This is a genomic window from Micromonospora sp. LA-10, assembly GCF_051853095.1.
Taxonomy (GTDB): Bacteria; Actinomycetota; Actinomycetes; order Mycobacteriales; family Micromonosporaceae; genus Micromonospora; species Micromonospora echinospora_A.
Map to the genome: position 1 here is coordinate 3,258,483 of NZ_CP195710.1, position 23,514 is coordinate 3,281,996.

A 23,514-nucleotide genomic window follows, 5' to 3' on the forward strand; every position below is an offset into this window, starting at 1 on the left:
CCCGCCCGGGCATCGCCCTTTCCGGGGAACCCGCCGGCTCGTGCCCGCGTCGTACCCGGATGCCGCCCCGCACCGCCCTGCCGGCCGCTCTCGCGACGGCGCTGCTCGCCGTCGCGGGCTGCGCCGGAAACGGAGGACCCGTGTCCGACGACCGACAGCCGCCCACCCCGGCCACGCCGCCCACCGCCGGCCCGGCCACGCCGCCCCCGTCCCGGGCCCGAGCCGACGCGCCAGCCGCGAGCGGCGCGGCCGCGCCCGCCGACCGGCCCACGCCGCTGTCCGCCACCGAACTGCCGACGCTGCGGCGTCCCGCCGGCCCGCCGAAGAAGCCGACCGACAACCGGCCGGCCGGCGTCGTCGCCGGCTGGATCATCCGGGGCGGCTCCGGCCCCTGCTACGGCCTGATGGACGAGAACGGCACGGAGTACGCCGTGTACGGCCCGAACACCGGGGAACTGCGCAAGGGCGACTTCGTCTCGCTGCGCCTGACCGCGCGGGACCGCTCGGTGGACTGCGGGCCCGGAATCCCGATGCGCGTCGTCGAATCCTGACGTCACAAGCGGTTGCCGGGCTCTAGGGGTCGCCTCCCGGAGAAATCCCTGATCCTGGTCACCTGCAAGCCCGATGCGCGACCGGCGGCCCTAGGCTGTGCCCCATGACCGACCAGCGCGGCGGACCCGTCGACGAGTCCTGCGTCCTGCCCGAAGGGCCGTGGACGCACCGGTTCGTCGGCGCCAACGGCAGCCGGTTCCACGTCGTCGAGGCGGGCGCGGGCCCGATGGTGCTCTTCCTCCACGGCTTCCCCGAGTACTGGTACGCCTGGCACGAGATGCTGCCGGCGGTCGCGGACGCGGGCTTCCGGGCGGTCGCCGTCGACCTGCGCGGCTACGGCGCGAGCGACAAGCCACCCCGGGGGTACGACGGCTACACGCTCGCCGCCGACGTCGCCGGCCTGATCCGCGCGCTCGGCGAACGGTCCGCCACGGTGGTCGGCACCGGCGCGGGCGGGCTCATCGGCTGGACCGCCGCCTCCTTCCACCCGACCCTGGTCCGGCGACTCGTGGTGCTCGGGGCGCCACACCCGCTGCGGCTGCGGGCCGCCATCTTCGCCGACCCGCGCGGCCAGTTCGCCTCGGCCACCGCGACGCTGAAGTTCCAGCTCCCCCGCTACGAGCACGTCCTGACCCGGGACGACGCCGTCGAGGTGGAGGAGATCCTGCGCCGCTGGGGCGGCCCGCGCTGGGCGGACAGCCCCGACTTCGCCGACTACGCCCACTGCTGCCGCGTCGCGATGCAGATCCCGCAGGCCGCGTTCTGCGCGATGGAGGGCTACCGCTGGGCGTTCCGCTCGGTGCTGCGGCTGCACGGCTACCGCTTCGTGAAGCTGATGCAGAAGCCGCTCGTCACGCCGACCCTGCAACTGCACGGCGCGCTGGACCGTGCCTCCCTGCCCCGTACCGCACAGGGCTCCGGCCGCTACGTCAGCGCGCCGTACGAGTGGCGGCTGCTCGACGACGTGGGGCACTTCCCGCACGTGGAGGCCCGCGACCTGGTGCTCGGCGAGATCCTGCGCTGGGCGAAGTCCTGACTCAGACCCGCTGCTCGCCCAGATCGGCCACCTCGGCCGCGGGCGCCCAGCCCTGGTAGACGCCGAAGTCGAACGCCTCCAGCCCCATCGCCTCGGCCACCGGCCAGCGCCCACCCGTGTACTCCAGCCGCAGCCAGCCCTCGTGCTCGGCCAGCACGATGAACGGCTGCCCCTGCCAGGTGCAGGTGGTCCGCACGTACGCCAGATCGTCGACCTCGGCCGCCGGCACCACCCGGACGTACCGGCCGGGGCGTACCTCGGTGAAACCCTCGTCCGGGCCGGGCTGGTAGAGGCGGACCTCGTCCCCCGCGGGGCTGGCCTGGTACTCGCGCCCCCGCCAGCGGGCCACGTAGCCGTCGCGGGTCACGCCTCGTCCGCCTTCCGCCAGACCAGCGCGTCGGTGTCCAGGACCGCGACCAGCCGCGTGTCGCCGTCCGCGCCGAGCCGCCACAGCTCGGCGCCGTGCGGCAGGCGCGCGCTGTCCACCTTGAACTCGGCGATCACGTCGCTGCTCTCCCCGGGGGCGAAGCCGTTGCCGCGGAACGGCGGCCGCTCGATCACCCAGCCCTCCATCGCCCGCATCGCGGACTCGTTCGGCCCGCCGTAGGGGATCCGGTAGAGGCTCGGCCGGTAGGCCGGCCACCGCAGCAGGTAGATCTCCTCGTCGTCCGGCGAGAACGGGGATCCCGGGTGGCCGAGACCGAGCGCGCGGTGCAGCGCCGCCGGGCTGTTCAGGTGCGCCAACTCCCCGGCCCGGTGTACGAAACCGGAGACCCGGTCGTAGCCACGCTCCAGGTAGTAGGCGAGCTGGCTCGCCGCGATCGCCTTCTGCATGGTCACCGGCCGGTTCGCGGCGATGGTCGGCGCTTCCGGGCGCTGTCCTTCCGCCGGCTGCGGCGCGGCGGCCGGCTCCGGGTCGTCGCCGAGGCCCACCTCGGCCGCCCAGTTGGCGAGCGCGAGAACCTGCTCCCCCGGGTACGTCGCACGGACCGGGCTGTCCGGGTTCACCCGGAACGACCAGGACACGTCCGGCCACTTGCGAATGAGCTGGACGAACTTGACCCGTACCGTCTCGACCCGGTCTCCGGCGTGCTCGGCGAGGCGTTCCGGGGAGGTGTAGACCGAGACGGACGTCTCGCCGTCAACCAGCTCGGTGTGCCAGACGAACCCCGGATCACCCGGACGGCTGCCGGCTGCCGACTCGGGCGCGGCCGGCAGCAGTACCCGGGCCAGCAGCAGAGTGGTGAGGAAGCCGTCGGTGCTCCCGCTGCCCGTGGCCGCGAGCAACTCCTCCTCCACCTCGTTCGCCGGAACGAAGTCGGCGGCGGCGCTCGCCGCGTCGCCGCCGACCGGTGCCGGCTCCGCTACGGGCGCAGGCGGCTCTGCCAGCTTCGGTGCCTCGTCCGGCGCCTCGTCCGGGGTGGAGAGCGCGATGGTCGGCTCACCCGGGGCGAACAGCGACGTGGTGGCGGAGTTGTCGAAGGTGGCCGGTCCGGGCTCGGCGGCCGGTTCGACGTGGGTGGTCGGCTCGGCGTGCACGGCCGGCTGCATGGCCGGTTCGGCGTCGGTGGCCGGCTGGAAGAGCGACACGGTGGCCTGTTCCTCGGCCGGAGCCGGCGCGAACAGCGGAGCCGTCGGCTCGGCCGGCGACGGCTCGTACAGCGAGGTCGTCGGCTCGTCGGGCGTCGGCTCGTGCAGCGACGTGGTCGGCTCGGCCGACGTCGGCTCGTACAGCGACGTGGTCGGCTCGGCGGACGGGGTGTGTGCCTCGAACAGGGACATTGTGGGTTCGGCCGACGACGCCGGGTGCCCGAACAACGACTCGGACGGCTCGGTCGACGACGCCGACGGCTCGAACAGGGACTGCGTCGGCTCAGCCGACGATGATGCCGTCCCGAACAGGGACTGGGTCGGCTCGGCCGAAGACGCCGACGGTGCGAACAAGGACTGGGTCGGCTCGGCCGACGATGCCGACGTACCGAACAGGGACGTGGTGGGGTCCTCCGACGTCCGGTCGAACGGCGGCTCCGTCGGCGAGTCGAGCAACGACGCGGTGGGTTCGGACGTCGAGGCGAACGACACCGTCGACTCGTCGAGCCGTCCGGTCCGGTCGAACGACGCCGTTTCGGCTGGTGGAACGGTGTAGGCGGCCTCGGTGAGGTTCGTCGTCTCGTCGCCGGTCGTGACCAGCGGGTCGGCCGGGAGCTGGTCGGCCGGGAGCGGCGCGGTCGGGTCGGCGGCGCCGGCCCAGGGCGCCGCCGCGTGGTCGGCGGGCGCGGAAGGCACCGGGTCGGCGTACTGCGAGGACCAGGGCTGCTCGGGCTCGGTCAGGTCGCGGGCCTCGATGACTGTGCCCTCGATGACGATCGGGGTGAAGTCCCGGCGCGGCGCGGGCGGGCTCGACACCGGCTCCGCGACCGACGACGACAGCGCCTCCGTCGGGTCCTCGGCCGCGTTCCAGGGCGGGGCCTCCCGGTCGGGGCCGATCGGGTCGGCCCAGGCGTCAGTCGCGGGGGTGGCGGGGCCGGAGTGCCGCCGGGGCAGCGTCTCGATGGCCTCCTCGGGTGGGCGGGTCGGCCGGAACGCCTGGGTCGCCTCGTCGGTCCGGGGAACCGGAGGCGGCTCGTCCGCCCGCGTCGCGAACGCCTGGGTGGGCTCCTCCCGTACCGGCTCGTTCAGCGGACGGCGACGCGGAAACGGCTGGCCGCCGGCGAACCGGGTCGGCGGGGTGGCCCGGTCGGCGGCCCGCCGCGGCGCGTCCAGCGGCGACGAGCGGCGGGTCGAGCGGCCGGAGGCGGGCTCGAAGAAGGAACGGGACGGTGGCGGTGGGGTGGTGGCCGCCGGCGGCTCGTCGGTCGGCGCCGGCGGGGCGGCGAAGGGGTCCGGCTCGTCGGGGCGGCGGCGCAGATCGGTGAGCCAGCCGTCCAGGGCGTCAGTGCCCGGCTCGTCGCCGGCGTCGGCGCGGCCCGGGCCGTCCCGGTCCGGCTCCCGGCGGCGGGGCGGCATGGTCGGCAGCCGCCGTCCCAGGACCGAAGCGCCGCGTATCGGGGCCGTGGGCGGCTCGTCGTGCTCCGTCCGCCGTTCGCCCCGGCCGCCCGGCACCGGCGAAGCCGGCACTGCGGGGGGCGGCACCGCGGGTGGCGGCACCGCGGGTGGCGGCACCGCGGGTGGCGGCACCGCGGCCAGTGGGACGGCTGCGGGCGGCACCGCGGGCGGCGGAACGGCAGGTGGGGGAACCGCGGCCGGCGGAACCACAGGGGGCGCCACGGCGGCCGGCGGGACGGGCACCGCCGAGGGGTGGGGCGCGGACTCGGGTACGCCGTTGCGAGCGCTCCGGGCCGCGCTCTCCACCCGGTCCAGCCGTGCCCGGGCGCCCATGGTCCGGCCGGGCAGGCGGATGTCGCCCCGGGAGAGCTGAGCGACGTACCAGGCGGGCAGGTAACCCTCGATCGGCAGCCCGGGATTGACCGCCAGCCACCACTCCGGGTTGGGCCAGCCGGCCGCCAGCTCCGGGTAGGGGACACGGCGGGCCGTGCCGGCGTTCTCTCCCAGGCTGGCCCGCAGCGCGGCGGCGGAGGTGAAGGCGAGCACGTGCGTGCGGCCGCCGGAGGTCCAGGTGCCCCATCCGCCGGCCGAGCTGCCCGCGACCGGCAGGAACAGATCGACGCGCGTCAGCACACGGAAGTACTGCTGCTGGTCCTGGGCGCGTAACGCGTCCCGCATCGCCACCTCGGCCTCGGTGGCCGGCTCCCATCCGGTCACGGCCACCTCTCCTTCCGCGAACAGGCCACAGGTATCGCCTACAACCTACAAGGTGGCAGCAAGATCAGGACTTCTGGCCATCGACGGTCGGCCCCGACGTCCGCGAGGCGATAACATCCCGTCCCGGAGCCGACACGTTACGGAGGTCGTCGATGTCTCGGCCTGTCGCGTACCCCGCAGTGGCCGCCCTGGCGACGCTCCTCCTCGTCGGTTCTCCGGTCGCCCCGGCGGCGGCTCGCGCACCGGCCGGCTGCGCCTCGCCGCTCACCCCGGCGCGGCCGGTGGCGCAGCAGCCGTGGCCGCAGCAACGGTACGCCCCGGACCGGCTCACCCCGCTCGCCACCGGCGCCGGAGTCGTGGTCGCGGTGGTCGACTCCGGTGTGGACCGGTCCCATCCGCAACTCGCGGGGCGTGTCCTGTCCGGCGCCGACTTCCTCGACCGGGGCGGGGACGGCACCCGGGACTGCGCCGGGCACGGCACCGGCGTGGCGAGCATCGTCGCCGCCGCCCCGCAGCCCGGCGTCGCGTTCCGCGGCCTCGCGCCGGACGCGCGCATCCTGCCGGTACGGGTGAGCGAGCAGCAGGTGGTCGAGGGACGGGAGTCGGGGCGTACCGTCGACGCGGCCGGTTTCGCCCGGGCGATCCGGTGGGCGGTGGACCACGACGCCGACGTGCTCAACCTCTCGGTCGTGCTGTACGCGGACGACCCCGACGTACGCGCCGCCGTCGCCTACGCGCTACGACGGGACGTGGTGGTGGTCGCCGCCGCCGGGAACCTGCACGACAACGGCGATCCCCGGCCCTATCCGGCGGCGTACGACGGTGTGCTGGGGGTGGGCGCGATCGGCCCGGACGGCGCCCGGTCGGCGTTCTCCCAGACCGGCCCGTACGTCGACGTGGTCGCCCCGGGCAGTGAGGTGCTGATGGCGGCGCCCCGGCAGGGACATCACCGGGCGGAGGGCACCAGCTACGCCACCCCGTTCGTGGCCGGCACCGCGGCGTTGCTGCGCCAGTACCGGCCGCGGCTGAGCGCGGAGGAGGTGGCCGCCCGGATCGTGGCCGCCGCCGATCCGGCACCGGGGCGCGATGCCGGCTACGGCGCGGGGGTGCTCAACCCGTACCGGGCGGTGACCGAGTCGGCGGGCGCCGTGGACTCCCGTCCCCGGCCGGGCGCCGCGCTGCCCGCCGATCTGCCGGACCCGGCCGCGCTGGCCCGCGACGGTCGCCGCGAGACGGCCCGGGACCGGGCGCTGCTGACCGCCGCCGTCGTGGGCGGGGCGGTGGCGCTCGTGGCGGCGCTCGCTCTGGTGCTGCCGCGCGGAGCACGGCGACGCTGGCGCGCGGCCGACCCGGCCTGAAACGCCGTGCGGCCCGGATCAGGGAGACCCGGGCCGCGCGGCTCGCTTCACTGGAACAGGTTGGCGTTGCGCTTCTCGGTGTCGAGGTAGTCGGCCGCGGAATCCTCCACCGCGAGCTTGATGTCGCGCAGCATCGCCTGCAGGTCCTGTGAGGCGGCCCGCCACCGTGACTGCCGCACCTCGTACGCCTCACGGGCGGAGCCGTTCCAGCTCGCCACCAGCGGGGCCGCGTCGCGTTCCAGCTGGCCGAGCTGGCTCTCCAGGGTGGACAGCGCCCGTTGGATGTCCGCGCCGGCCTGTTGCAGGGCGGCGAAGTTGACGACCAGCACACCGTGCTCCATGAGTTCGATCCTTCCGGTTGTCAGAGGGGCAGCTGGATGCCGCGGTTGGTGCCCGCCACCCGGCCGGCGGCCTCGGTGTCGGACACGTCGTACTGCCGGCCGGCGGTGCGGATCGCGGTGGCGGTCTCTCGCAGCGCCCGCGCAAGGGCCGCCTGGTCCTGCGCCCACTGCTGCTTGACCTGCGCGAACGAGCGCCCACCGGCGCCCCGCCAGGCCTGCTGCAACACCTCCAGCTCGGCCATCAGGCCGCTGAGCATGGTCTGCAGCGACTGGTCGACCTGCTCGAACTTCGCGGCGGTCTGCTGCATCACCGCGGCTTCTGCCTGGGTCTGGGACATCCCGGACGTCACCTCGTCTCCTCGGTCGTGGCTGGTCACCACAGTGACCACCGTGGACTCGTCGGGGGCGTCCGGGGCCGGTGGAGGGGAAGACCAGGCGGCGGCGAACACGCGACTCGACGATTTCGTCGCTGACGGTAGCCGTCTCATTCCGGTTCTGCTACCCCTTCGGGCTCCCCTGTGGACAACCTGCCCATTACGATGTGCCACGGCGACGTCACAGCGAGGCCCCGGCGAGGAGGTGCGGTGACCGCGACGACAACGACCCGGCCGGCCGCGCCCGCCCCACTGTGGACACGTCGGCCGAGCACGCGGCAGCGGGCCGGTCAGGTGGTGGCGACACAGATCGCGGCGGCCGTGCTGGTGGCCGCCGCCGGGCGGGGTGTCGTGGCGACCGCCGTCGCGCTGCTCACGGCCGCGCTGGTGCTGCCGGCCGCGTGGATCCGGGTACGGGGCCGCTGGCTGCACGAATGGCTCCTCACCGCCGTCGCGTACCTGAGCCGGCGCCGCGCCCTGCCGGCGGCCGCCGATCCGGCGGCGCTGCTGGAGCTGGTCCGGCCGGGCTCGGTGGCCGGCTCAACCGAGCTGGCCGGCGGTCCGGCCGCCGTGCTGCACGACGCCGCCGGCCTGACCGCGCTGCTGGAACTCGGCGACCCGGACGACCTGCTCGGTGACCACGCGCGCCGGCTGCCCGCGCCGTTCGACCTGCTCCCGCCGAGCAGCCCGGACGCCCCCGCGATCCGGTTGCAGCTCGTCTTCTCGTCCTCCCCCGCGCCCGTGCCGGCCGTCGCGGCCGGTCCCGCCGGGACGTCGTACCGGCAGCTCACCGACGGCCGGGTGGCGGGGCGGGCGCGGGCGGTCCTGGCCGTCCAGGTGTTGCGCGCGGACGGCTGGCCGGACGAGGAGTTGCTGCGGGCGCTCTCCGGCACGCTGCGGCGGATCGTCCGCCGGCTCGGGCCGCTCACCGCCCGGCCGCTCGGCGGGGACGCGGCGCTGCGGGTGATCGCCGAGCTGGCCCATCACGAGCCCGGCGCCCCGGTCCGGGAGACGTGGCCGCTGCTCGCGGTGGGCGGGCTGGCACAGGCCACCTGGCGACTGCGCCGATGGCCGGATCCGCGCGGCGAGGCCGCCCGGGGTCTGGTCACCCGGCTGCTCGCGGTGCCGGCCACCGCCACCACCGTCGCGCTGACGGTCGGCCCCCGTACCGGTGCGGGTCCGGTCCCGGCCGAGCTGGCGGTGCGGGTCGCCGCGGGCAGCGCGGACGAGTTGTCGGCGGCGGATCGGACGCTGCGGCGGGTCGCCGGTGACGTCGGCGGGGAGCTGCGCCGGCTCGACGGGGAGCACCTGGCCGGGCTGGCCGCCACGCTGCCGCTGGGGGTGACAGGTGGGTCCGGGTCGCCACCGCCGGCGCTGGAGCTGCCGCCGGCCACCGCCGGCTTGATGGTGGGCGCCAACCGCCACGGCGCCGCGCTCACCGTGCGCCTGTTCCGGCCGGCCACGACACGGGTGCTGTTGATCGGCGGTGTGCCGGCCGCTCAACTGCTCGTGCTGCGGGCGTTGGCGCTGGGCGCCCGGGTGGCGGTGCAGACCGGCCGTCCCCGGGCCTGGGAACCGTTCGTCCGCGCCGTCGGGACGCTCGGTGGCGGCGTACCGCTGCTCCCGCCGGGGCGTCCGCCCGGCGGCGCGCCCGCCTCACCGCTGTGCCCGCTGCTGGTCGTGGTCGACGTCGGCCCGGTGCCGCCGGAGGCCGGCCCGGACGCGGCCTGGCAGTCCGTGCTCGTGGTCCGCGACGAGCTGACCGCGGCCGACACGACGGCGCTGGCCCGCGCCGACCTGGCGATCCTCCAACCGCTCGACCCGGACGAGGCGGCGCTGGCCGGGGCGGCGCTCGGGCTCGGCGGCTCCGCCGACTGGCTGACCCGCATCCGCGACGACATGGTGGCGGTGGTCAACCGGCGGGCCCTGCGGTGGGCGCTGCTCTCACCGACGCCTGTCGAGTCGCAACTGGTCGGTCGCCCGGCGCGACGCTGAGGCGCCGCGCGCCGACCGGGCACGCCATGCTGCTTTCCCTGGTGGTACGTCCGTGGCACGATCCCGGCCATGGATTTCCTGAAGGGTCTTCTTATTCGTGTGGGCTCGACGGCAGTGGCGTTCTGGCTCGCCACGCTGCTCATCCCGGGCATCTCGCTGGACTCCGGGTCGGCCGCCGAGACCGTGATCACGCTGGTGCTCGTCGCGGTGATCTTCGGTGTGGTCAACGCGGTGCTCCAGCCGATCATCAAGACCGTGGGTTGCGGCTTCTACCTGCTGACCCTCGGCCTGATCGCGATCGTCGTGAACGGCCTGCTCTTCCTGCTCACCAGCTGGATCGCCGGTGAGGCCGGGCTGCCCTTCCACGTGGACGGGTTCTGGCCGGAGGCGGTGCTGGGCGCGCTGTTCGTCGGCATCGTCACCTGGATCCTCGGCGCCGTCCTCGACCGCGACTGACGCCACCGGTCCCGGCCGGCCGCGACGCGACCGGCCGGGGCCACCAGGCCAGCAGGAGGGAATTGGCTGGCGAGCTGCCCGGGTGACGGCGCTAGCGTCGGCGGGTGTTCACTCTGACCCGCGCGGACGGCTACCAGATCAGCACCGACCCGGACCGGATCGACCTGGACCGGGTGCACGCCTGGCTCGCCGGTGACGCGTACTGGGCGCGAGGGCGGGAGCGGGAGACGGTGGCGCGCTCGTTCGCCGGCTCGATCGGCTTCGGCGCCTACCGGCCCGATGACGGGCGGCAGGTCGCTGTGGCCCGGGTGGTCACCGACCGGGCCACGTTCGCCTGGCTCTGCGACGTCTACGTGGACCCGGCCGAGCGGGGTCGCGGCCTGGGCACCTGGCTGGCCGGCGCGGTCCGCGACCACTTGGCGGAGCTGGGCGTACGCCGGATCCTGCTGGCGACGCTCGACGCGCACGGGGTCTACGCGAAGCTCGGCTTCCGCCCGGTCGCGCCGGATCGGTGGATGGAGCTGGATCAGCGGGTGACGCCGGTCACCGATAAGGAGCAGCGGACAGATCCACCACTTACGGTGGAGCGGTGAACCAGCTCCGGCTCGGCTACCTGTACGGCGTCGGCGCGTACCTGATCTGGGGTTTCTTCCCGATCTACCTCAAGCTGCTCCGCCCGGCCGGGCCGGTGGAGATCCTCGCGCACCGGATCCTCTGGTCGGTGGCGTTCGTGGCGCTGCTGCTGGCCGCGACGCGGCACGCCGGTTTCCTGCGCAAGCTCGCCCGGCGGCCGCGGGCGCTCGCCGGCATCGGGATCGCCGCCGCGCTGATCGCCGTCAACTGGGGCACGTACATCTACGGCGTGAACTCCGACCGGGTGGTGGAGACGGCGCTCGGCTACTTCATCAACCCGCTGGTGTCGGTGCTGTTCGGCGTGTTCCTGCTGCGGGAGCGGCTGCGCCCGGCGCAGTGGGCGGCGCTCGGCGTCGGCGCGTTCGCGGTGGCGGTGCTCACCGTGGACTACGGCCGGCTGCCCTGGCTGGCGCTCACCCTGGCGTTCAGCTTCGCCGGGTACGGCCTGGTCAAGAAGAGCCTCGCCCTGCCCGCCACGGAGGGGCTGTTCGTCGAGTCGGCGGTGCTGGCGCTGCCCGCCCTGGCGTACCTGGGGTGGCTGTCGGCGCGCGGTGACTCGACGTTCGGGCACGTGTCGGCCGGGCACACCGCGCTGCTGGTGCTCGCCGGCGCCGCCACCGCGATCCCGCTGCTGCTCTTCGCCGGGGCGGCGAACCGGCTGCCGCTGTCCACTGTCGGCATGTTGCAGTACCTCGCCCCGATCCTCCAGCTCGGCTGCGGCGTGCTGATCTTCCACGAGCCGATGCCCCCGGTCCGGCTGGCCGGCTTCGCGCTGGTCTGGCTGGCCCTGATGGTCTTCACCGTGGACGCCCTGCGCCACTCCCACCGCACCCGTTCCGCCGCCCGCACCACCCCCACCCCAACCCCCACCCCGTCCCGCTGATCTTGCACTTACCGCCCCGGCGAAAGGGGCGAACCGCCCGCGCCGAGGGCCGCAACTGCAAGATCAACGGGGAGAGCCCGGGGAGGGCGGAGGGGGGTCAGCGGAAGTCGTAGGCCAGGACGGGGGCGTTGTTGCCTCGGAGGAGTTCCAGGCGGACCAGCTCACCCTTGGTGAACCGGGTTACCCCGGAGAACCGCAGGTCGTCGCCGGGGGCGGCGAGCCATGAGCCGATCTGCTCCGTCGCGCCGTCCGGGCCGTGCGCGACCAGCCGGAACGTGTACGCCTCCCGGTGCCCGGCCCGCCTGTCGTAGCCGCAGTGCATGGTGACCTCGGTGCCCCACGGCGTCTCGGTCAGCCCCACCTCGGCGTGCACCGGCACCGTCCCGGCCACCGGCCGCATGGAGGTCAACGCCACCTGCGGCGTGGACGGCTCGGCCGGCGGCTGCACCAGCGCCACCCCGACACCGGCCACCACCGCTAGCGCGGCGGCGGCGAGCGCGGTCAACGCGTACTGGCGGCGGGAGCGGGACCGCTCGCGGCGCTTGCGCTCCCGCGCGGCGTCGAGCAGCGCGGGCACCCGCGACGTCTCCGGCCCGATCTCCAGGAACTGCTCCAGCCCGGCCGGGTCGAGCCGGCCCAGCAGGCCGGGCAGCACGGCGATCTCGGCCACCGCCTCCCGGCACTGCGCGCAGCCGGCCAGGTGCCGCTCGTAGGCGACCCGGTCCGCCGGGGCGAGGGCGCCCAGCACGTACGCCCCGTCGTCGTGCGCGAACTCGCAGCGTGTCATCCGGTCACCCCCATCTCGGCCAGCGCCAACCGTAGTGAGCGCAGCGCGTAGTGGGTACGCGACTTCACCGTGCCGGGCGGTACGCCCAGCCGGGCGGCCGCCTCCGCCACCGAACGCCCCTGGTAGAAGCACTCGACCAGCACTTCTCGATGCGTCGGGCTGAGCCGGTTGAGCGCCTCGGCCACGGTCCACGCCTCCACCGCGCGTTCCGTCTCGTCGACAGTTTCGGCGGTCTCCGGCAGTTCGTCCGTGTACACCTCGCCGACCCGGGCCGAGCGCCGCCGCCAGGCGTCGATGGCCATGTTCCGCGCGGTGGTGAACAGCCAGGCGCGTACCGAGCCGCGTCGCGGATCCAGCGATTCGGGGTGCCGCCAGGCCCGCAGCAGCGTCTCCTGCACCAGGTCCTCGGCCCGGGGCCGATCGCCGTTGACCAACCGCAGGGCGTGCGCGTACAGCGCGTCGGCATGCTCGTCGTGCAGCGCGCGCAGCAGTTGGGCGTCGTGGTCGCTGATGGCGGTACCTCGCTTCCGGCGGCGGGGAAACCGGCGATGTGTACGCCCTTCCATACGTGCCGTGGCACCGAACGGTTCAGCCGCAGGTCACGACGGAGCTGTTCACGTCCGGTTCAGCTCCGGGCCGACCGCCGCTCACGGTGCCCTGGCAGCGTCCGGCGGGTGAGCGCGCGGGCCGTTCGCCCGTGCGCCTTTCCCCACGTCCGATCAGGAGGCTCCACCTCATGAGCGACCGGCCTCGCCTGCTCCCGCTGCTGGGCGGCACCCGCCACGGCAGCCGCGACGCGATGACCTGTCTGTACCGGTGCGGCAACGCCTGCGACCACCCGGTTCCCAACCCGACCGACAACCCGTACTTCGGTGACGTGGTCGACACCGAGATCTCCCGGCGCGGCGTGGTCCGGGCCGGCGCCGTCGGCGCGCTGGTGCTCGGCTTCGGCGGCGCCGCGGCGGGCGCGCTGGCCGGCGCCCCGGCGGCCACCGCCGCGCCGGCCGCTCCGCCCGTGCCCGGCGAGGGCGAGGTGGCCGCCACCGGCGCGGGTCGTCCCGGCAGCGGCGCGCTGACGTTCAAGCCGATCCCGCCGAACAAGCTCGACACCCTTGTCGTGCCGAACGGGTACGACCACTCGGTGGTGATCCGCTGGGGCGACGAGGTCGTGCCCGGTGCGCCCGCGTTCAACCTGGGCCGGCAGACCGCCGCCGCCCAGTCCAAGCAGTTCGGTTACAACAACGACTTCGTCGGCGTGCTGCCGATCGATCGTCGGCGGGCGCTGCTCGTGGTGAACCACGAGTACACCAACGAGGACCTGATGTTCCCCGGCTTCACCAGTCAGGACGCGCTCACCGTCGAGCAGCTGCGGGTGGCGATGGCCGCGCACGGCATGTCAGTGGTCGAGCTGGAGCGGGTGGAGAACACCGGTCAGTGGCAGCCGGTGCGGCGCGGCCGGCGCGAGTACAACCGCCGGGTCACGGCGCTCGCGACGAAGTTCGAGCTGACCGGCCCGGCGGCCGGGTCGGCCTGGCTGCGTACCGCCGCCGACCCGAAGGGCCGCACGGTCGTCGGCACGCTCAACAACTGCGCCGGTGGCGTCACGCCGTGGGGCACCGTGCTTTCCGGCGAGGAGAACTTCAACCAGTACTTCGTCGGCGGCGACGCGGTGGCCGAGGAGCAGAAGGCGAAGCTGACCCGCTACGGCATCCCGACGGATGCGCGCTACCCGAGCGGCAGCCGCAAGTGGGACCGGGCGGACGAGCGCTTCGACCTGGCCAAGCACCCCAACGAGGCGAACCGGTTCGGCTGGATCGTCGAGATCGACCCGTTCGACCCGCAGTCCAAGCCGCGCAAGCACACCGCGCTGGGCCGGTTCAAGCACGAGGGCGCGAACGTCATCGTGGCGCGCAACGGCCGCGTGGTCGCGTACATGGGCGACGACGAGCGCTTCGACTACCTCTACAAGTTCGTGTCGGACAAGAAGTTCATGCCGGGGAAGTCCTCGGTGGCCCGGCGGCACAACCTGACGCTGCTGGAGTCCGGCACGCTCTACGTCGCGAAGATCGAGGGGGACAGCCCGGCCGCCGAGATCGACGGTTCCGGCAAGCTCCCGGCCGACGGCGGCTTCGGCGGCCGGGGCCGCTGGATCAAGCTGGTCAGCGGCACCCGCTCGTACGTCGACGGCATGACCGCCGCCGACGTGCTCACCTTCACCCGGCTGGCCGGGGACAAGGTCGACGCGACCAAGATGGACCGCCCCGAGGACGTCGAGCCGAGCCTGCTCACCGGCAAGGTGTACGTGGCGCTGACGAACAACAGCGACCGCGGCAAGGCGGGCAAGGCCCCGGCCGACGAGGCGAACCCGCGCAACAGCAACCGGCACGGGCAGATCCTGGAGCTGGTCGAGGACCGCGGCGACAACACCGCCGAGACGTTCTCCTGGTCGCTGCCGATCGTCTGCGGCGACCCGGCCGACGCCTCGACCTACTTCGCCGGGTACGACAAGACCAAGGTCTCGCCGATCTCCTGCCCGGACAACGTCGCCTTCGACGCCACCGGCAACCTGTGGATCTCGACCGACGGCAACGCGCTGGGCAGCAACGACGGCCTGTTCGCCACCGCGGTCGAGGGCCCGGAGCGGGGCCACCTGAAGCAGTTCCTCACCGTGCCGCTGGGCGCGGAGACCTGCGGCCCGTTCATCACCGGTGACAACCGCTCGGTGTTCGTGGCCGTGCAGCACCCGGGCGAGGTGACCGGCGCGTCGGTGGAGAACCCGGCCTCCACCTGGCCGGACGGCGACTTCGCCAAGCCCGGCGTGGTGGTCACCTGGCGCCTCGACGGCGGCCCGGTCGGCAGCTGACCCACCTCGGGGCGGTTCGGCGCCGGACCGCCCGCTGAAGGCCACCACCCCGCCGGGTGGTGGCCTTCCTAGTTCTCGGAGGCGATGCCGTCGGCGATCGACCGGGCGGCGGTGAGCAGCTTCGCGCGGACCACCCGGGCGGAGGTCATCATCTCGCCGGCCGGCAACGCGCACGCGAGCACCACCCGGCGCTCGATGTCCTTGTCCGGGGCGACGAGCACCGCCGCGCACGCCACGCCCTGCCGGAACTGCCCGAGTTCCAGTTGCATGCCGCGCCGGTCACCGGCGGCCAGGTCGGCCTCGAACGCCTCGACGGTGGTGAGGGTGGCGGTGGTGAACGGGCGCATACCGTACTCGCGCAGGTAGCGGAAGCGCTGTTCGGTGGTGAGCGTGGCGAGCAGGCTCTTGCCCAGCGCGGTGGCGTGGGCGCCCTCGTCGAAGCCCGGTACGAGGTCCTCCAGGTAGGGCGAGCGCGGTCCCTCCGCGGAGGCGGTCACCGCCACCTGCCCGCCGATGAATCGGCCGAGGTAGTGGCTCCAGCCGGTGTCCGACGCGGCGCGGCGCAGCGCCTCGCCGACCGCGGGCGGCCCCCGGAACGCGGTGACCAGCTCGCGGTAGCGGTCGGCCACCTCCAACCCCACGATGTACGTCCCGTCCTCGCGGCGGATCACGTAGCCCTCGTACGCGAGGGTGCGCACGAGGTGGTAGGTCGTGGCGACTGTCAACTCGCAACGCCGGGCGATCTGCTTCACGGTGAGCCCTCTCGGCGCACGGCCGACCGACTCGAGCACTCGAAGCGCGCGGGACACGCTGCGGATCAGGTCCGAAGGTTCCGCCAAGGGGTCGCGCACAACCACCTCCGCCGCCGGGGACTTACACCATATGAAAAACCGGCCCAGTGCGAAATGCCTGTTCGGATGGAGGATGCCAGATCACCGGACACAGACGGTAGGTCGACGGACACGATGAGCAGCCAAAACGTGCGGGCGTAGGGTGTGCTCGCAATGACTGAAACAGTTTCGCAAGGCGCGCCCGCGTCGACCCGGCGGGCGGTCCGGGCGGGCGCCGGCGCCACCGTCACCACGATCGTGTGCGTTCTGCCCGTGTTCCTCGTCGGCGGTCTCGCCGTGCAGCTCGGTGACGAACTCCGGTTCAGCCCGGCCGGCCTCGGCCTGGCCGTCTCGGTCTACTTCGGCGTGAGCGCGCTCGCCTCGGTGCCCTCCGGGGCCCTTGTCGAGCGGTACGGCCCCGCCACCGTCGCCCGCGCCGGCATCCTGCTCTCCGCCGCCTCCCTGCTCGCCGTGGCCGGGCTGGCCCGGTCGTACCCGATGCTGGTGACGCTGCTGGCGCTCAGCGCCGCCGCCAACGCGCTCGGGCAGCTCGCCAGCAACGCGGCGCTCGCCGAGCACGTGCCGGCCCACCGGCAGGGGCTCTCGTTCGGCGTGAAGCAGGCCGCCGTCCCGGTCGCGACGCTGCTGGCCGGCGTGGCGGTCCCCACCGTCGCGCTCACCGCCGGCTGGCGCTGGGCCTTCGTGGTGGCCGCCGGGGCGGCGCTGGCCGCGCTGCCGGCCGTACCCCGGACCGGGCGGGACCGGCACGCCCGGGCCGCCTCCGGAGGCCGCTACGGCGGCACCGGGCCCCTGGTGGTGATCGGGCTGGCCGCGACGCTGGCGGCGGCCGCGGCGAACGCGCTGGGCACGTTCCTGGTCGACTCGGCGGCGGCGCGGGGCCTCTCCCCCGGCCTGGCCGGCCTGACCCTGACGCTCGGCAGCGCGGTGTGCGTGTTCGCCCGGGTGGGCGTCGGCTGGCTCGCCGACCGGCGCGCCGGCGGGCACGTCGGGCTGATCGCGGGGATGCTGCTGACCGGCTCGGTCGGCCTGATCCTGCTCGCGGTGGCCGGCCCGGCGCCGCTGGTCGCCGGCGTGGTGCTCGGCTTTGGGCTCGGCTGGGCCTGGCCGGGGCTGATGAACTTCGCGGTGGTCCGGCTGCACCCGCAGGCGCCGGCTGCGGCGACCTCGATCACCCAGACCGGCGTGTACGCGGGCGGCTGCCTGGGACCGCTCGGCCTGGGCGCGCTGGCCGGCGCGGCCGGTTACCCGGCGATGTGGCTGACGGCGGCGGCAGCCATGCTCCTGGCCGCCGTGCTGATGCTGCTGGGCGCCCGCCTGCTCCGCTCCACCCCCACGCTCCCCTGACCGCCCTCACCCTGGGGGCGGAGGTGGTGCGGGGGTGGTCAGCTGGTGCGGTCGGCGATGTAGTCGCAGAGGGATTCCAGCGCGCGGCGCGCCGGGCCCTCGGGCAGCGGGGCCAACCGCGCACGGGCGTCCTCGGCGTAGCTGCGCACCGTCTCCCGGGCGCGCTTGAGCGCCGGGGATTCTCGCAGCAGGCCGAGCGCCTCGGCGTGCAGCGCGTCGTCCACCAGCGGGCCGGTGGCCAGGATCTCCCGCAGCCGTACGCTCGCCGCGTCCGCGTCGTCGGAGGCCAGCGCGTAGAGCACCGGCAGGGTCGGCACGCCCTCGCGCAGGTCGGTGCCGGGCGTCTTGCCGGACTGGATCGACTCGCTGGAGATGTCCAGCAGGTCGTCGGAGAGCTGGAACGCGACGCCGATGATCTCGCCGTACGCGGCGAGCGCCTCGATGTGCTCGGGCGACGCGCCGCCGAACATGCCGCCGAAGCGGGCCGACGTGGCGATCAGCGAACCGGTCTTCTCGGCGATCACGTGCAGGTAGTGCGCGACCGGGTCGTCGTCGCGCGGGCCGACCGTCTCGGCGATCTGGCCGTGCACCAGCCGCGCGAACGTGCGCGCCTGCAGGCGTACCGCCTCCGTGCCCAGGTCGGCGGCGATGTCCGCGGCCCGGGCGAAGAGGTAGTCGCCGACCAGGATGGCCACCGAATTGGTCCAGCGGGAGTTGGCGCTCGGCGCGCCCCGCCGCACGGCGGCCTCGTCCATCACGTCGTCGTGGTAGAGCGTCGCCAGGTGGGTGAGCTCCATCACCACAGCGGCCGGGACGACCTGCGCGGCCTCCGGGTCGCCGAACTGGGCGCTCAGCGCCACCAGCAGCGGGCGGAACCGCTTGCCGCCGGCCTCGACCAGATGGCGCGCCGCCTCGGTCACCAGCGGGTCCGCGCTGGCGACGCCGGCCCGCAGCTCGGCCTCGACCCGGTCGAGCACGCCCAGCACTGAGGCTTCGACGCGCGGGTCCGCGAGGTGCAGGCCGAGCGCGCCGAACTGACCTGAACGCTCGCCAGCCGGATTCGCCACGTCCTCAACCATGCCACACCCGTTCGACCTGCTCGTCGAGGGGGATACGGGCCGAGGGCCGGCACGCCACGGCGTACCGGCCCCCGGTGGGAACACCTCGGTCATCTGACGAATTCGGCGGCACCGGTGGTCAGGTCGAGCAGCGGACCCGGGACCACGCCGAGCACCAGCGTGGCCAGCACGCCGATGACCAGCGCCGCCGAGGTGAGCGCGCCCGGCACGGTCACCGTCGGCGTGGCCTCGCCCGGCTCGGAGAGCCACATCATCACCACGACCCGCAGGTACGGGAACGCCAGCACCATGCTGGTCAGCACACCGGCGATCACCAGCCATGCCTGGTTGGCCTCCAGGGCCGGGCCGAAGACCGCGAACTTGCTGGTGAAACCGCTGGTGAGCGGGATACCGGCGAAGGCCAGCAGGATGAACGTGAAGATCGCCGCGAAGAACGGCGAGCGGCGGCCCAGCCCGGCCCAGCGGGACAGGTGGGTGGCCTCCCCGTTGCTGTCGCGCACCAGCGTCACCACGGCGAACGCGGCGAGCACCGAGAAGCCGTACGCGGCCAGGTAGAACATCGTGCCGGAGAGCCCTTCGCGGCTCGGCGCCAGCACACCGACCAGCAGGTAGCCGGCGTTCGCGATCGACGAGTACGCCAGCAGGCGCTTGATGTCCGTCTGGGTGACCGCGAGCACCGCGCCCACCAGCATGGTCAGCACCGCCACCGCGCCGAGCACCGGAGTGAAGTCCCAGGAGGCCCCGGCGAACGCGACGTGGAAGACGCGCAGCAGCGCGCCGAACGCGGCGACCTTGGTGCAGGCGGCCATGAAGCCGGTCACCGGGGTCGGAGCACCCTGGTAGACGTCCGGCGTCCAGACGTGGAACGGCGCGGCGGCGGCCTTGAACAGCAGGCCGATGCTGAGCAGCGCCATGCCGGCGAACAGCAGCACCGGGCTGGACGGGGACTCGGTGACCGCGGCGTGCACGGTGGCGAAGTCGACGCCGGCCCCACGGCCCGGGATGCCGGAGGTGAAACCGTAGATCAGGGCGACACCGAACAGGAAGAACGCCGAGGCGTACGCGCCGAGCATGAAGTACTTCAGCGCGGCCTCCTGGCTCAGCAGACGCCGGCGGCGGGCCAGCGCGCAGAGCAGGTAGAGCGGCAGCGAGAAGACCTCCAGCGCGATGAACATGGTCAGCAGGTCGTTCGCCGCCACGAAGATCAGCATGCCGGCGATCGCGAACGACATCAGCGGGTAGACCTCGGTGGCGCCACCGACGCCCTCGGCCTGCCGGCGGTCCTCCGCCGACTCGGCGGTGACCGCGGCGTTCGCCACGAACGCGCCGCCCCGCTCCACAGTGCGCTCGCCGACGAGCAGCAGCGCCATCACGGCCAGGACCAGAATGGCGCCCTGGAGGAACAGCGTCGGCCCGTCGACCGCGATGGCCCCGCCGATGGTGATCAGCCGGACGTCCGCGTTCAGGATCACCATCACGATCGCCGCGAGCATCGCCACCAGGGCGAGCCCGAGCTGCACCGCGTTGCGCAGGCGACGCGGCACGAACGCCTCGACCAGGATCCCGACCAGGGCCGCGCCCAGCATGATCAGGATTGGAGCGAGCGCCGCGTAGTCGATCGACGGCAGCCTCAGTTCACTCACTTCGCGGCCTCCTGGACGCTGCCGACCTCAGGGGCGGGATCGGACTTGCCGACGTCCTGCATGGTCGCCTGGACGGCGGGGTTGATGACATCGGTGACCGGCTTCGGGTAGAAGCCGAGCAGCACGATCAGCGCGATCAGCGGCGCGACGACGACCTTCTCGCGCAGCGTGAGGTCCCGGCGCATGCCCTCGACCTCGGTCAGCGCCGGGTTCAGCGTGCCCTGCGTGGTGCGCTGCACCATCCACAGCACGTACGCCGCCGCCAGGATGATGCCGAGCGTGGCGATCACCGCGACCGGCTTGTTGACGGTGAACGTGCCGATCAGCACCAGGAACTCGGAGACGAACGGCGCGGTGCCGGGCAGCGCCAGCGAGGCCAGACCGGCGAAGAAGAGCACGCCGGCCAGCACCGGCACCAGCTTGCCCGCGCCGCCGAAGTCGCTGATCAGCGCCGAGCCGCGCCGGGCGATCAGCATGCCGACCACCAGGAACAGCAGGCCGGTGGCCAGACCGTGGTTGAGCATGTAGAGCACCGCGCCGGTGCCGGCCTGGGTGGTGAACGCGAAGATGCCGACGCCGATGAACCCGAAGTGCGCGATCGAGGTGTACGACACCAGCCGCTTCAGGTCGTTCTGGCCGACCGCCAGCAGCGCGGCGTAGATGATGCCGATCACGCCGAGCGCCAGCGCCCACGGCGCGAACCACCGCGACGCCTCCGGGAACAGCGGCAGGCAGTAGCGCAGGATGCCGAACGTGCCGACCTTGTCCAGCACGCCGACCAGCAGCGCGGCGGCGCCGGCCGGAGCCGCGCCACCGGCGTCCGGCAGCCAGGTGTGGAACGGGAAGAACGGCGCCTTGATCGCGAAGGCGACGAAGAAGCCGAGGAACAGCCAGCGGGCCGTATCGGTGGCGAACTCCGCCTGGCTCAGCGCCTGCCAGTCGAAGGTCTTCCCGCCGACCACCCAGAGGCCGATCACCGCGGCCAGCATGAACAGACCGCCGACCAGCGAGTAGAGGAAGAACTTGACCGCCGCGTACTGCCGCTGGTGGCCGCCGTAGCTGCCGATCAGGAAGTACATCGGCACCAGCATGACCTCGAAGAACACGTAGAACAGGAAGACGTCGGCGGCGGCGAAGACGCCGATCATCGTGCATTCGAGGACGAGCAGCAGCGCGAAGTAGGCGGGCACCGAGCGCTTCGACGCCTCGGCGTCGTGCCAGGACGCCAAGATCACCAGCGGCACCAGGATCGCGATCAGCATCAGCATGACCAGCGCGATGCCGTCCACCTCGAAGGTGAAGTTCACGCCCCAGTTCGGGATCCACGGGTACGACTCGCGGAACTGGAACCGGTCACCACCGGCGGAGAAGGCGAACCACATCACCACCGAGAGCACCAGCACCAGCAGCGACCAGCCGAACGCCACCATCTTGGCCAGGTCCGGGCGGCTGCGGGGCAGCAGTGCCACCACCAGGGCGCCGACCAGCGGCGCCACGGTCAGCACCGAGAGGAACGGGAAGTTGGACATTATTCGGCCTTACCTCCGTCGTGACTGCGTGGCCCGCCGGCGGGGGCGGCCGCGTTGAGGTCGATCACGCCAGCCACCCCGCCTGCACGGCCAGGAACGCCGCGACCACGAGCAGCGCGCCGGTCAGGATCGAGGTCGCGTACGACCGCACGAAGCCGGTCTGGAGCCGCCGGAGCCGGCCCGAGCCCCCGCCCACGGCGGCGGCCAGGCCGTTGACCAGCCCGTCGACGCCCCGGTTGTCGAGGAACACGAGCGCCCGGGTGAGGAAGATGCCCGGCTTCTCGAAGACCGCCTCGTTGAAGGCGTCCGTGTAGAGGTTCCGGCGCGCGGCGGTGACCACCACGCCGGCCGGCTGCGGCTCGGTGGCCGTGCCGCCGCGGAACAGGAACCAGGCCAGCCCGGCGCCCAGCACCGTGATCAGCAGCGACAGCGCGGTGAGCAGCCAGTGCGCCAGCACCGGTGCGTGCTCCCCGCTCTCGGCGGCGAGCCCGTTGGTGGCGGTGAGCCAGTCCGGCACGGAGGTGGCGAGCAGGAAGCCCGCGCCGACCGAGCCGATCGCCAGCAGGATCAGCGGGATCGTCATCAGCTTCGGCGACTCGTGCGGGTGCTCGATGTCCTCGGTCCAGCGCTTCGGGCCGTGGAACGTGAGCACGAACAGCCGCGTCATGTAGAACGCGGTGAGCCCGGCGCCGAGCAGCGCGGCCAGGCCGAACAGCCAGGCCGTCCAGCCCTCCCGCTCGAACGCGGCCACGATGATCGGCTCCTTGGAGAAGTAGCCGGAGAACGGGAACATGCCGATGATGGCGAGCCAGCCCATCATGAACGTCAGCCAGGTGACCTTCATGTACTTCGACAGTCCGCCGAAGCGGCGGATGTCGACCTGGTCGTTCATGCCGTGCATGACCGAGCCGGCGCCGAGGAACATGTTGGCCTTGAAGAAGCCGTGCGCCAGCAGGTGCACGATGGCGAGCGCGTACGCGCCGCCGCCGAGACCGACGCCGAGGAACATGTAGCCGATCTGGCTCACCGTCGACCAGGCCAGCACGCGCTTGATGTCGTCCTTGGCCGCGCCGATGATGCAGCCCATCAGCAGGGTGAGCGCGCCGACGCTGACCACCACGAGCTGGAGCGTCTCGTTGGCCGAGAAGATCGCGTTGGAGCGGGCGATCAGGTAGACGCCCGCGGTGACCATGGTGGCCGCGTGGATGAGCGCGGAGACCGGGGTCGGGCCCTCCATCGCGTCCGGCAACCACGCCTGGAGCGGGAACTGGCCGGACTTGCCGGCCGCGCCGAGCAGCAGGAGCAGGCCGAGCACCAGCACCGTGGTCGAGGTCAGCGAGCCGACCCCGTTGAACACCTCGTCGTACTGGGTGGTGCCGAGCATGGCGAACATGATGAAGATGCCGATGGCCAGGCCGGCGTCGCCGACCCGGTTCATCAGGAACGCCTTCTTGCCGGCGGTGGCGGCGCTGGGCCGGCCGTACCAGAAGGAGATCAGCAGGTACGACGCCAGACCGACGCCCTCCCAGCCGAAGTAGAGCATCACGTAGTTGTTGCCGAGCACCAGCAACAGCATCGCGGCGACGAACAGGTTGAAGTAGGCGAAGAACAGCCGCCGGCCCTCGTCATGCGCCATGTACTCCACGGCGTAGAGGTGGATCAGGAAGCCCACCCCGGTGATCAGCAGGACGAAGACCGCGGCCAGCGGGTCGAAGAGCAGACCGAAGTCCACCTTCAGGTCGCCGACCACCATGAAGTCCCACAGGCTCAGCTCGACCTGCTTGTTCTCCAGGCCGCGAAGCTGGAAGAAGTAGGTGAGCCCGAGCAGGAAGGCGGCGCCGATGGCGCCCACGCCTAGCCAGTGGCCCCAGCGGTCCGCCCGCTTGCCCAGCAGCAGCAGGATCGCCGCGCTGACCAGCGGGATCGCCACCAGCAGCCAGACCGAGCCCAGCATCCCGTCCGCCGTGGCGAAGGTGACGGCCTCGGCTGGCTCAGACTGGGCGATCGTCAGAATCTGTTCCACCACGA

General features: G+C 73.4%; 20 protein-coding genes. 9 read left to right on the forward strand and 11 right to left on the reverse strand.

Going from position 1 to position 23,514, the window contains the following annotated elements:
- Nucleotides 1-140 precede the first annotated feature (140 nt).
- Both ACSDG8_RS15350 and ACSDG8_RS15355 read left to right on the forward strand, forming a co-directional pair.
- Nucleotides 141-551 carry a hypothetical protein gene (locus ACSDG8_RS15350; protein ID WP_247678182.1) on the forward strand — a complete coding sequence of 137 codons (411 nt, stop codon included), beginning with the start codon at nucleotides 141-143 and terminating at the stop codon, nucleotides 549-551.
- Between the two features lie 104 nt (nucleotides 552-655).
- Nucleotides 656-1,588, forward strand: coding sequence for an alpha/beta fold hydrolase (locus tag ACSDG8_RS15355; protein ID WP_210892793.1), 933 nt, complete (start codon nucleotides 656-658; stop codon nucleotides 1,586-1,588).
- A gap of 1 nt (nucleotide 1,589) precedes the next feature.
- Here the strand turns inward: ACSDG8_RS15355 and ACSDG8_RS15360 are convergent, their stop codons facing one another.
- Both ACSDG8_RS15360 and ACSDG8_RS15365 read right to left on the reverse strand, forming a co-directional pair.
- Nucleotides 1,590-1,955: a hypothetical protein gene (locus tag ACSDG8_RS15360; protein WP_210892791.1), complete on the reverse strand. Its 366-nt coding sequence runs from the start codon at nucleotides 1,953-1,955 to the stop codon at nucleotides 1,590-1,592.
- Nucleotides 1,952-5,350 carry an SseB family protein gene (locus ACSDG8_RS15365; RefSeq protein WP_439428018.1) on the reverse strand — a complete coding sequence of 1,133 codons (3,399 nt, stop codon included), beginning with the start codon at nucleotides 5,348-5,350 and terminating at the stop codon, nucleotides 1,952-1,954. Before ACSDG8_RS15365 ends, ACSDG8_RS15360 begins: the two co-directional genes overlap by 4 nt.
- Nucleotides 5,351-5,502: 152 nt before the next feature.
- Between ACSDG8_RS15365 and mycP the strand changes: the two genes are divergently transcribed.
- Nucleotides 5,503-6,708 carry a type VII secretion-associated serine protease mycosin gene (gene mycP / locus ACSDG8_RS15370; protein ID WP_210892789.1) on the forward strand — a complete coding sequence of 402 codons (1,206 nt, stop codon included), beginning with the start codon at nucleotides 5,503-5,505 and terminating at the stop codon, nucleotides 6,706-6,708.
- Nucleotides 6,709-6,755: 47 nt separating this feature from the next.
- Here the strand turns inward: mycP and ACSDG8_RS15375 are convergent, their stop codons facing one another.
- Nucleotides 6,756-7,049: a WXG100 family type VII secretion target gene (locus tag ACSDG8_RS15375; RefSeq protein WP_073826279.1), complete on the reverse strand. Its 294-nt coding sequence runs from the start codon at nucleotides 7,047-7,049 to the stop codon at nucleotides 6,756-6,758.
- A gap of 20 nt (nucleotides 7,050-7,069) precedes the next feature.
- Nucleotides 7,070-7,387 carry a WXG100 family type VII secretion target gene (locus ACSDG8_RS15380; RefSeq protein WP_210892983.1) on the reverse strand — a complete coding sequence of 106 codons (318 nt, stop codon included), beginning with the start codon at nucleotides 7,385-7,387 and terminating at the stop codon, nucleotides 7,070-7,072.
- Nucleotides 7,388-7,633: 246 nt separating this feature from the next.
- Between ACSDG8_RS15380 and eccE the strand changes: the two genes are divergently transcribed.
- From eccE to rarD, 4 genes are all read left to right on the forward strand, one after another.
- Nucleotides 7,634-9,418 carry a type VII secretion protein EccE gene (gene eccE, locus ACSDG8_RS15385; RefSeq protein WP_439428019.1) on the forward strand — a complete coding sequence of 595 codons (1,785 nt, stop codon included), beginning with the start codon at nucleotides 7,634-7,636 and terminating at the stop codon, nucleotides 9,416-9,418.
- A 69-nt stretch (nucleotides 9,419-9,487) separates the two neighbouring features.
- Complete coding sequence (locus ACSDG8_RS15390) at nucleotides 9,488-9,874, forward strand: phage holin family protein (protein ID WP_210892785.1); 387 nt, start codon at nucleotides 9,488-9,490, stop codon at nucleotides 9,872-9,874.
- A gap of 104 nt (nucleotides 9,875-9,978) precedes the next feature.
- Complete coding sequence (locus tag ACSDG8_RS15395; protein WP_210892783.1) at nucleotides 9,979-10,467, forward strand: GNAT family N-acetyltransferase; 489 nt, start codon at nucleotides 9,979-9,981, stop codon at nucleotides 10,465-10,467.
- On the forward strand, nucleotides 10,464-11,390 hold the full coding sequence (rarD, locus tag ACSDG8_RS15400) for an EamA family transporter RarD (RefSeq protein ID WP_210892781.1): 927 nt from the start codon (nucleotides 10,464-10,466) through the stop codon (nucleotides 11,388-11,390). Before ACSDG8_RS15395 ends, rarD begins: the two co-directional genes overlap by 4 nt.
- A 97-nt stretch (nucleotides 11,391-11,487) precedes the next feature.
- On the opposite strand, the gene ACSDG8_RS15405 is transcribed toward rarD, so the two are convergent.
- Together ACSDG8_RS15405 and ACSDG8_RS15410 are read right to left on the reverse strand one after the other, a co-directional pair.
- Complete coding sequence (locus tag ACSDG8_RS15405; RefSeq protein WP_210892779.1) at nucleotides 11,488-12,177, reverse strand: anti-sigma factor family protein; 690 nt, start codon at nucleotides 12,175-12,177, stop codon at nucleotides 11,488-11,490.
- The gene (locus ACSDG8_RS15410) at nucleotides 12,174-12,668 is read right to left on the reverse strand and encodes a sigma-70 family RNA polymerase sigma factor (RefSeq protein WP_247678243.1); all 495 of its coding nucleotides are present in this window, start codon (nucleotides 12,666-12,668) and stop codon (nucleotides 12,174-12,176) included. The genes ACSDG8_RS15405 and ACSDG8_RS15410 overlap by 4 nt, the downstream gene beginning before the upstream one ends.
- Nucleotides 12,669-12,913: 245 nt before the next feature.
- On the opposite strand from ACSDG8_RS15410, the gene ACSDG8_RS15415 reads away from it, so the two are divergent.
- Nucleotides 12,914-15,040, forward strand: coding sequence for a PhoX family protein (locus ACSDG8_RS15415; protein ID WP_210892777.1), 2,127 nt, complete (start codon nucleotides 12,914-12,916; stop codon nucleotides 15,038-15,040).
- A gap of 68 nt (nucleotides 15,041-15,108) precedes the next feature.
- Here the strand turns inward: ACSDG8_RS15415 and ACSDG8_RS15420 are convergent, their stop codons facing one another.
- Nucleotides 15,109-15,891, reverse strand: a complete 783-nt coding sequence (locus ACSDG8_RS15420; protein ID WP_073826302.1) for an IclR family transcriptional regulator — start codon at nucleotides 15,889-15,891, stop codon at nucleotides 15,109-15,111.
- A 153-nt stretch (nucleotides 15,892-16,044) separates the two neighbouring features.
- On the opposite strand from ACSDG8_RS15420, the gene ACSDG8_RS15425 reads away from it, so the two are divergent.
- The gene (locus tag ACSDG8_RS15425) at nucleotides 16,045-17,235 is read left to right on the forward strand and encodes an MFS transporter (protein ID WP_210892776.1); all 1,191 of its coding nucleotides are present in this window, start codon (nucleotides 16,045-16,047) and stop codon (nucleotides 17,233-17,235) included.
- Nucleotides 17,236-17,273: 38 nt separating this feature from the next.
- On the opposite strand, the gene ACSDG8_RS15430 is transcribed toward ACSDG8_RS15425, so the two are convergent.
- The 4 genes from ACSDG8_RS15430 to nuoL form a co-directional block, all read right to left on the reverse strand.
- The gene (locus tag ACSDG8_RS15430; RefSeq protein ID WP_210892774.1) at nucleotides 17,274-18,314 is read right to left on the reverse strand and encodes a polyprenyl synthetase family protein; all 1,041 of its coding nucleotides are present in this window, start codon (nucleotides 18,312-18,314) and stop codon (nucleotides 17,274-17,276) included.
- Nucleotides 18,315-18,403: 89 nt separating this feature from the next.
- Nucleotides 18,404-19,957 (reverse strand): NADH-quinone oxidoreductase subunit NuoN, encoded by a 1,554-nt coding sequence (gene nuoN / locus ACSDG8_RS15435; RefSeq protein ID WP_210892772.1) that lies wholly within the window; start codon nucleotides 19,955-19,957, stop codon nucleotides 18,404-18,406.
- A complete protein-coding gene (locus tag ACSDG8_RS15440; RefSeq protein ID WP_210892770.1) occupies nucleotides 19,954-21,486 on the reverse strand; it encodes an NADH-quinone oxidoreductase subunit M in 1,533 nt (510 codons plus the stop codon). The genes nuoN and ACSDG8_RS15440 overlap by 4 nt, the downstream gene beginning before the upstream one ends.
- Nucleotides 21,487-21,550: 64 nt before the next feature.
- The gene (gene nuoL / locus ACSDG8_RS15445) at nucleotides 21,551-23,512 is read right to left on the reverse strand and encodes an NADH-quinone oxidoreductase subunit L (protein WP_073826318.1); all 1,962 of its coding nucleotides are present in this window, start codon (nucleotides 23,510-23,512) and stop codon (nucleotides 21,551-21,553) included.
- Between the last annotated feature and the right edge of the window lie 2 nt (nucleotides 23,513-23,514).

What these genes read in the sequence shown, in the direction of transcription:
- ACSDG8_RS15380 (WP_210892983.1), bottom strand. Translation starts at nt 7,387, where the DNA reads ATGTCCCAGACCCAGGCAGAAGCCGCGGTGATGCAGCAGACCGCCGCG.
- mycP (WP_210892789.1), top strand. Translation starts at nt 5,503, where the DNA reads ATGTCTCGGCCTGTCGCGTACCCCGCAGTGGCCGCCCTGGCGACGCTC.
- ACSDG8_RS15355 (WP_210892793.1), top strand. Translation starts at nt 656, where the DNA reads ATGACCGACCAGCGCGGCGGACCCGTCGACGAGTCCTGCGTCCTGCCC.
- ACSDG8_RS15405 (WP_210892779.1), bottom strand. Translation starts at nt 12,177, where the DNA reads ATGACACGCTGCGAGTTCGCGCACGACGACGGGGCGTACGTGCTGGGC.
- ACSDG8_RS15430 (WP_210892774.1), bottom strand. Translation starts at nt 18,314, where the DNA reads ATGGTTGAGGACGTGGCGAATCCGGCTGGCGAGCGTTCAGGTCAGTTC.
- ACSDG8_RS15390 (WP_210892785.1), top strand. Translation starts at nt 9,488, where the DNA reads ATGGATTTCCTGAAGGGTCTTCTTATTCGTGTGGGCTCGACGGCAGTG.
- ACSDG8_RS15375 (WP_073826279.1), bottom strand. Translation starts at nt 7,049, where the DNA reads ATGGAGCACGGTGTGCTGGTCGTCAACTTCGCCGCCCTGCAACAGGCC.
- ACSDG8_RS15425 (WP_210892776.1), top strand. Translation starts at nt 16,045, where the DNA reads ATGACTGAAACAGTTTCGCAAGGCGCGCCCGCGTCGACCCGGCGGGCG.
- ACSDG8_RS15440 (WP_210892770.1), bottom strand. Translation starts at nt 21,486, where the DNA reads ATGTCCAACTTCCCGTTCCTCTCGGTGCTGACCGTGGCGCCGCTGGTC.
- ACSDG8_RS15415 (WP_210892777.1), top strand. Translation starts at nt 12,914, where the DNA reads ATGAGCGACCGGCCTCGCCTGCTCCCGCTGCTGGGCGGCACCCGCCAC.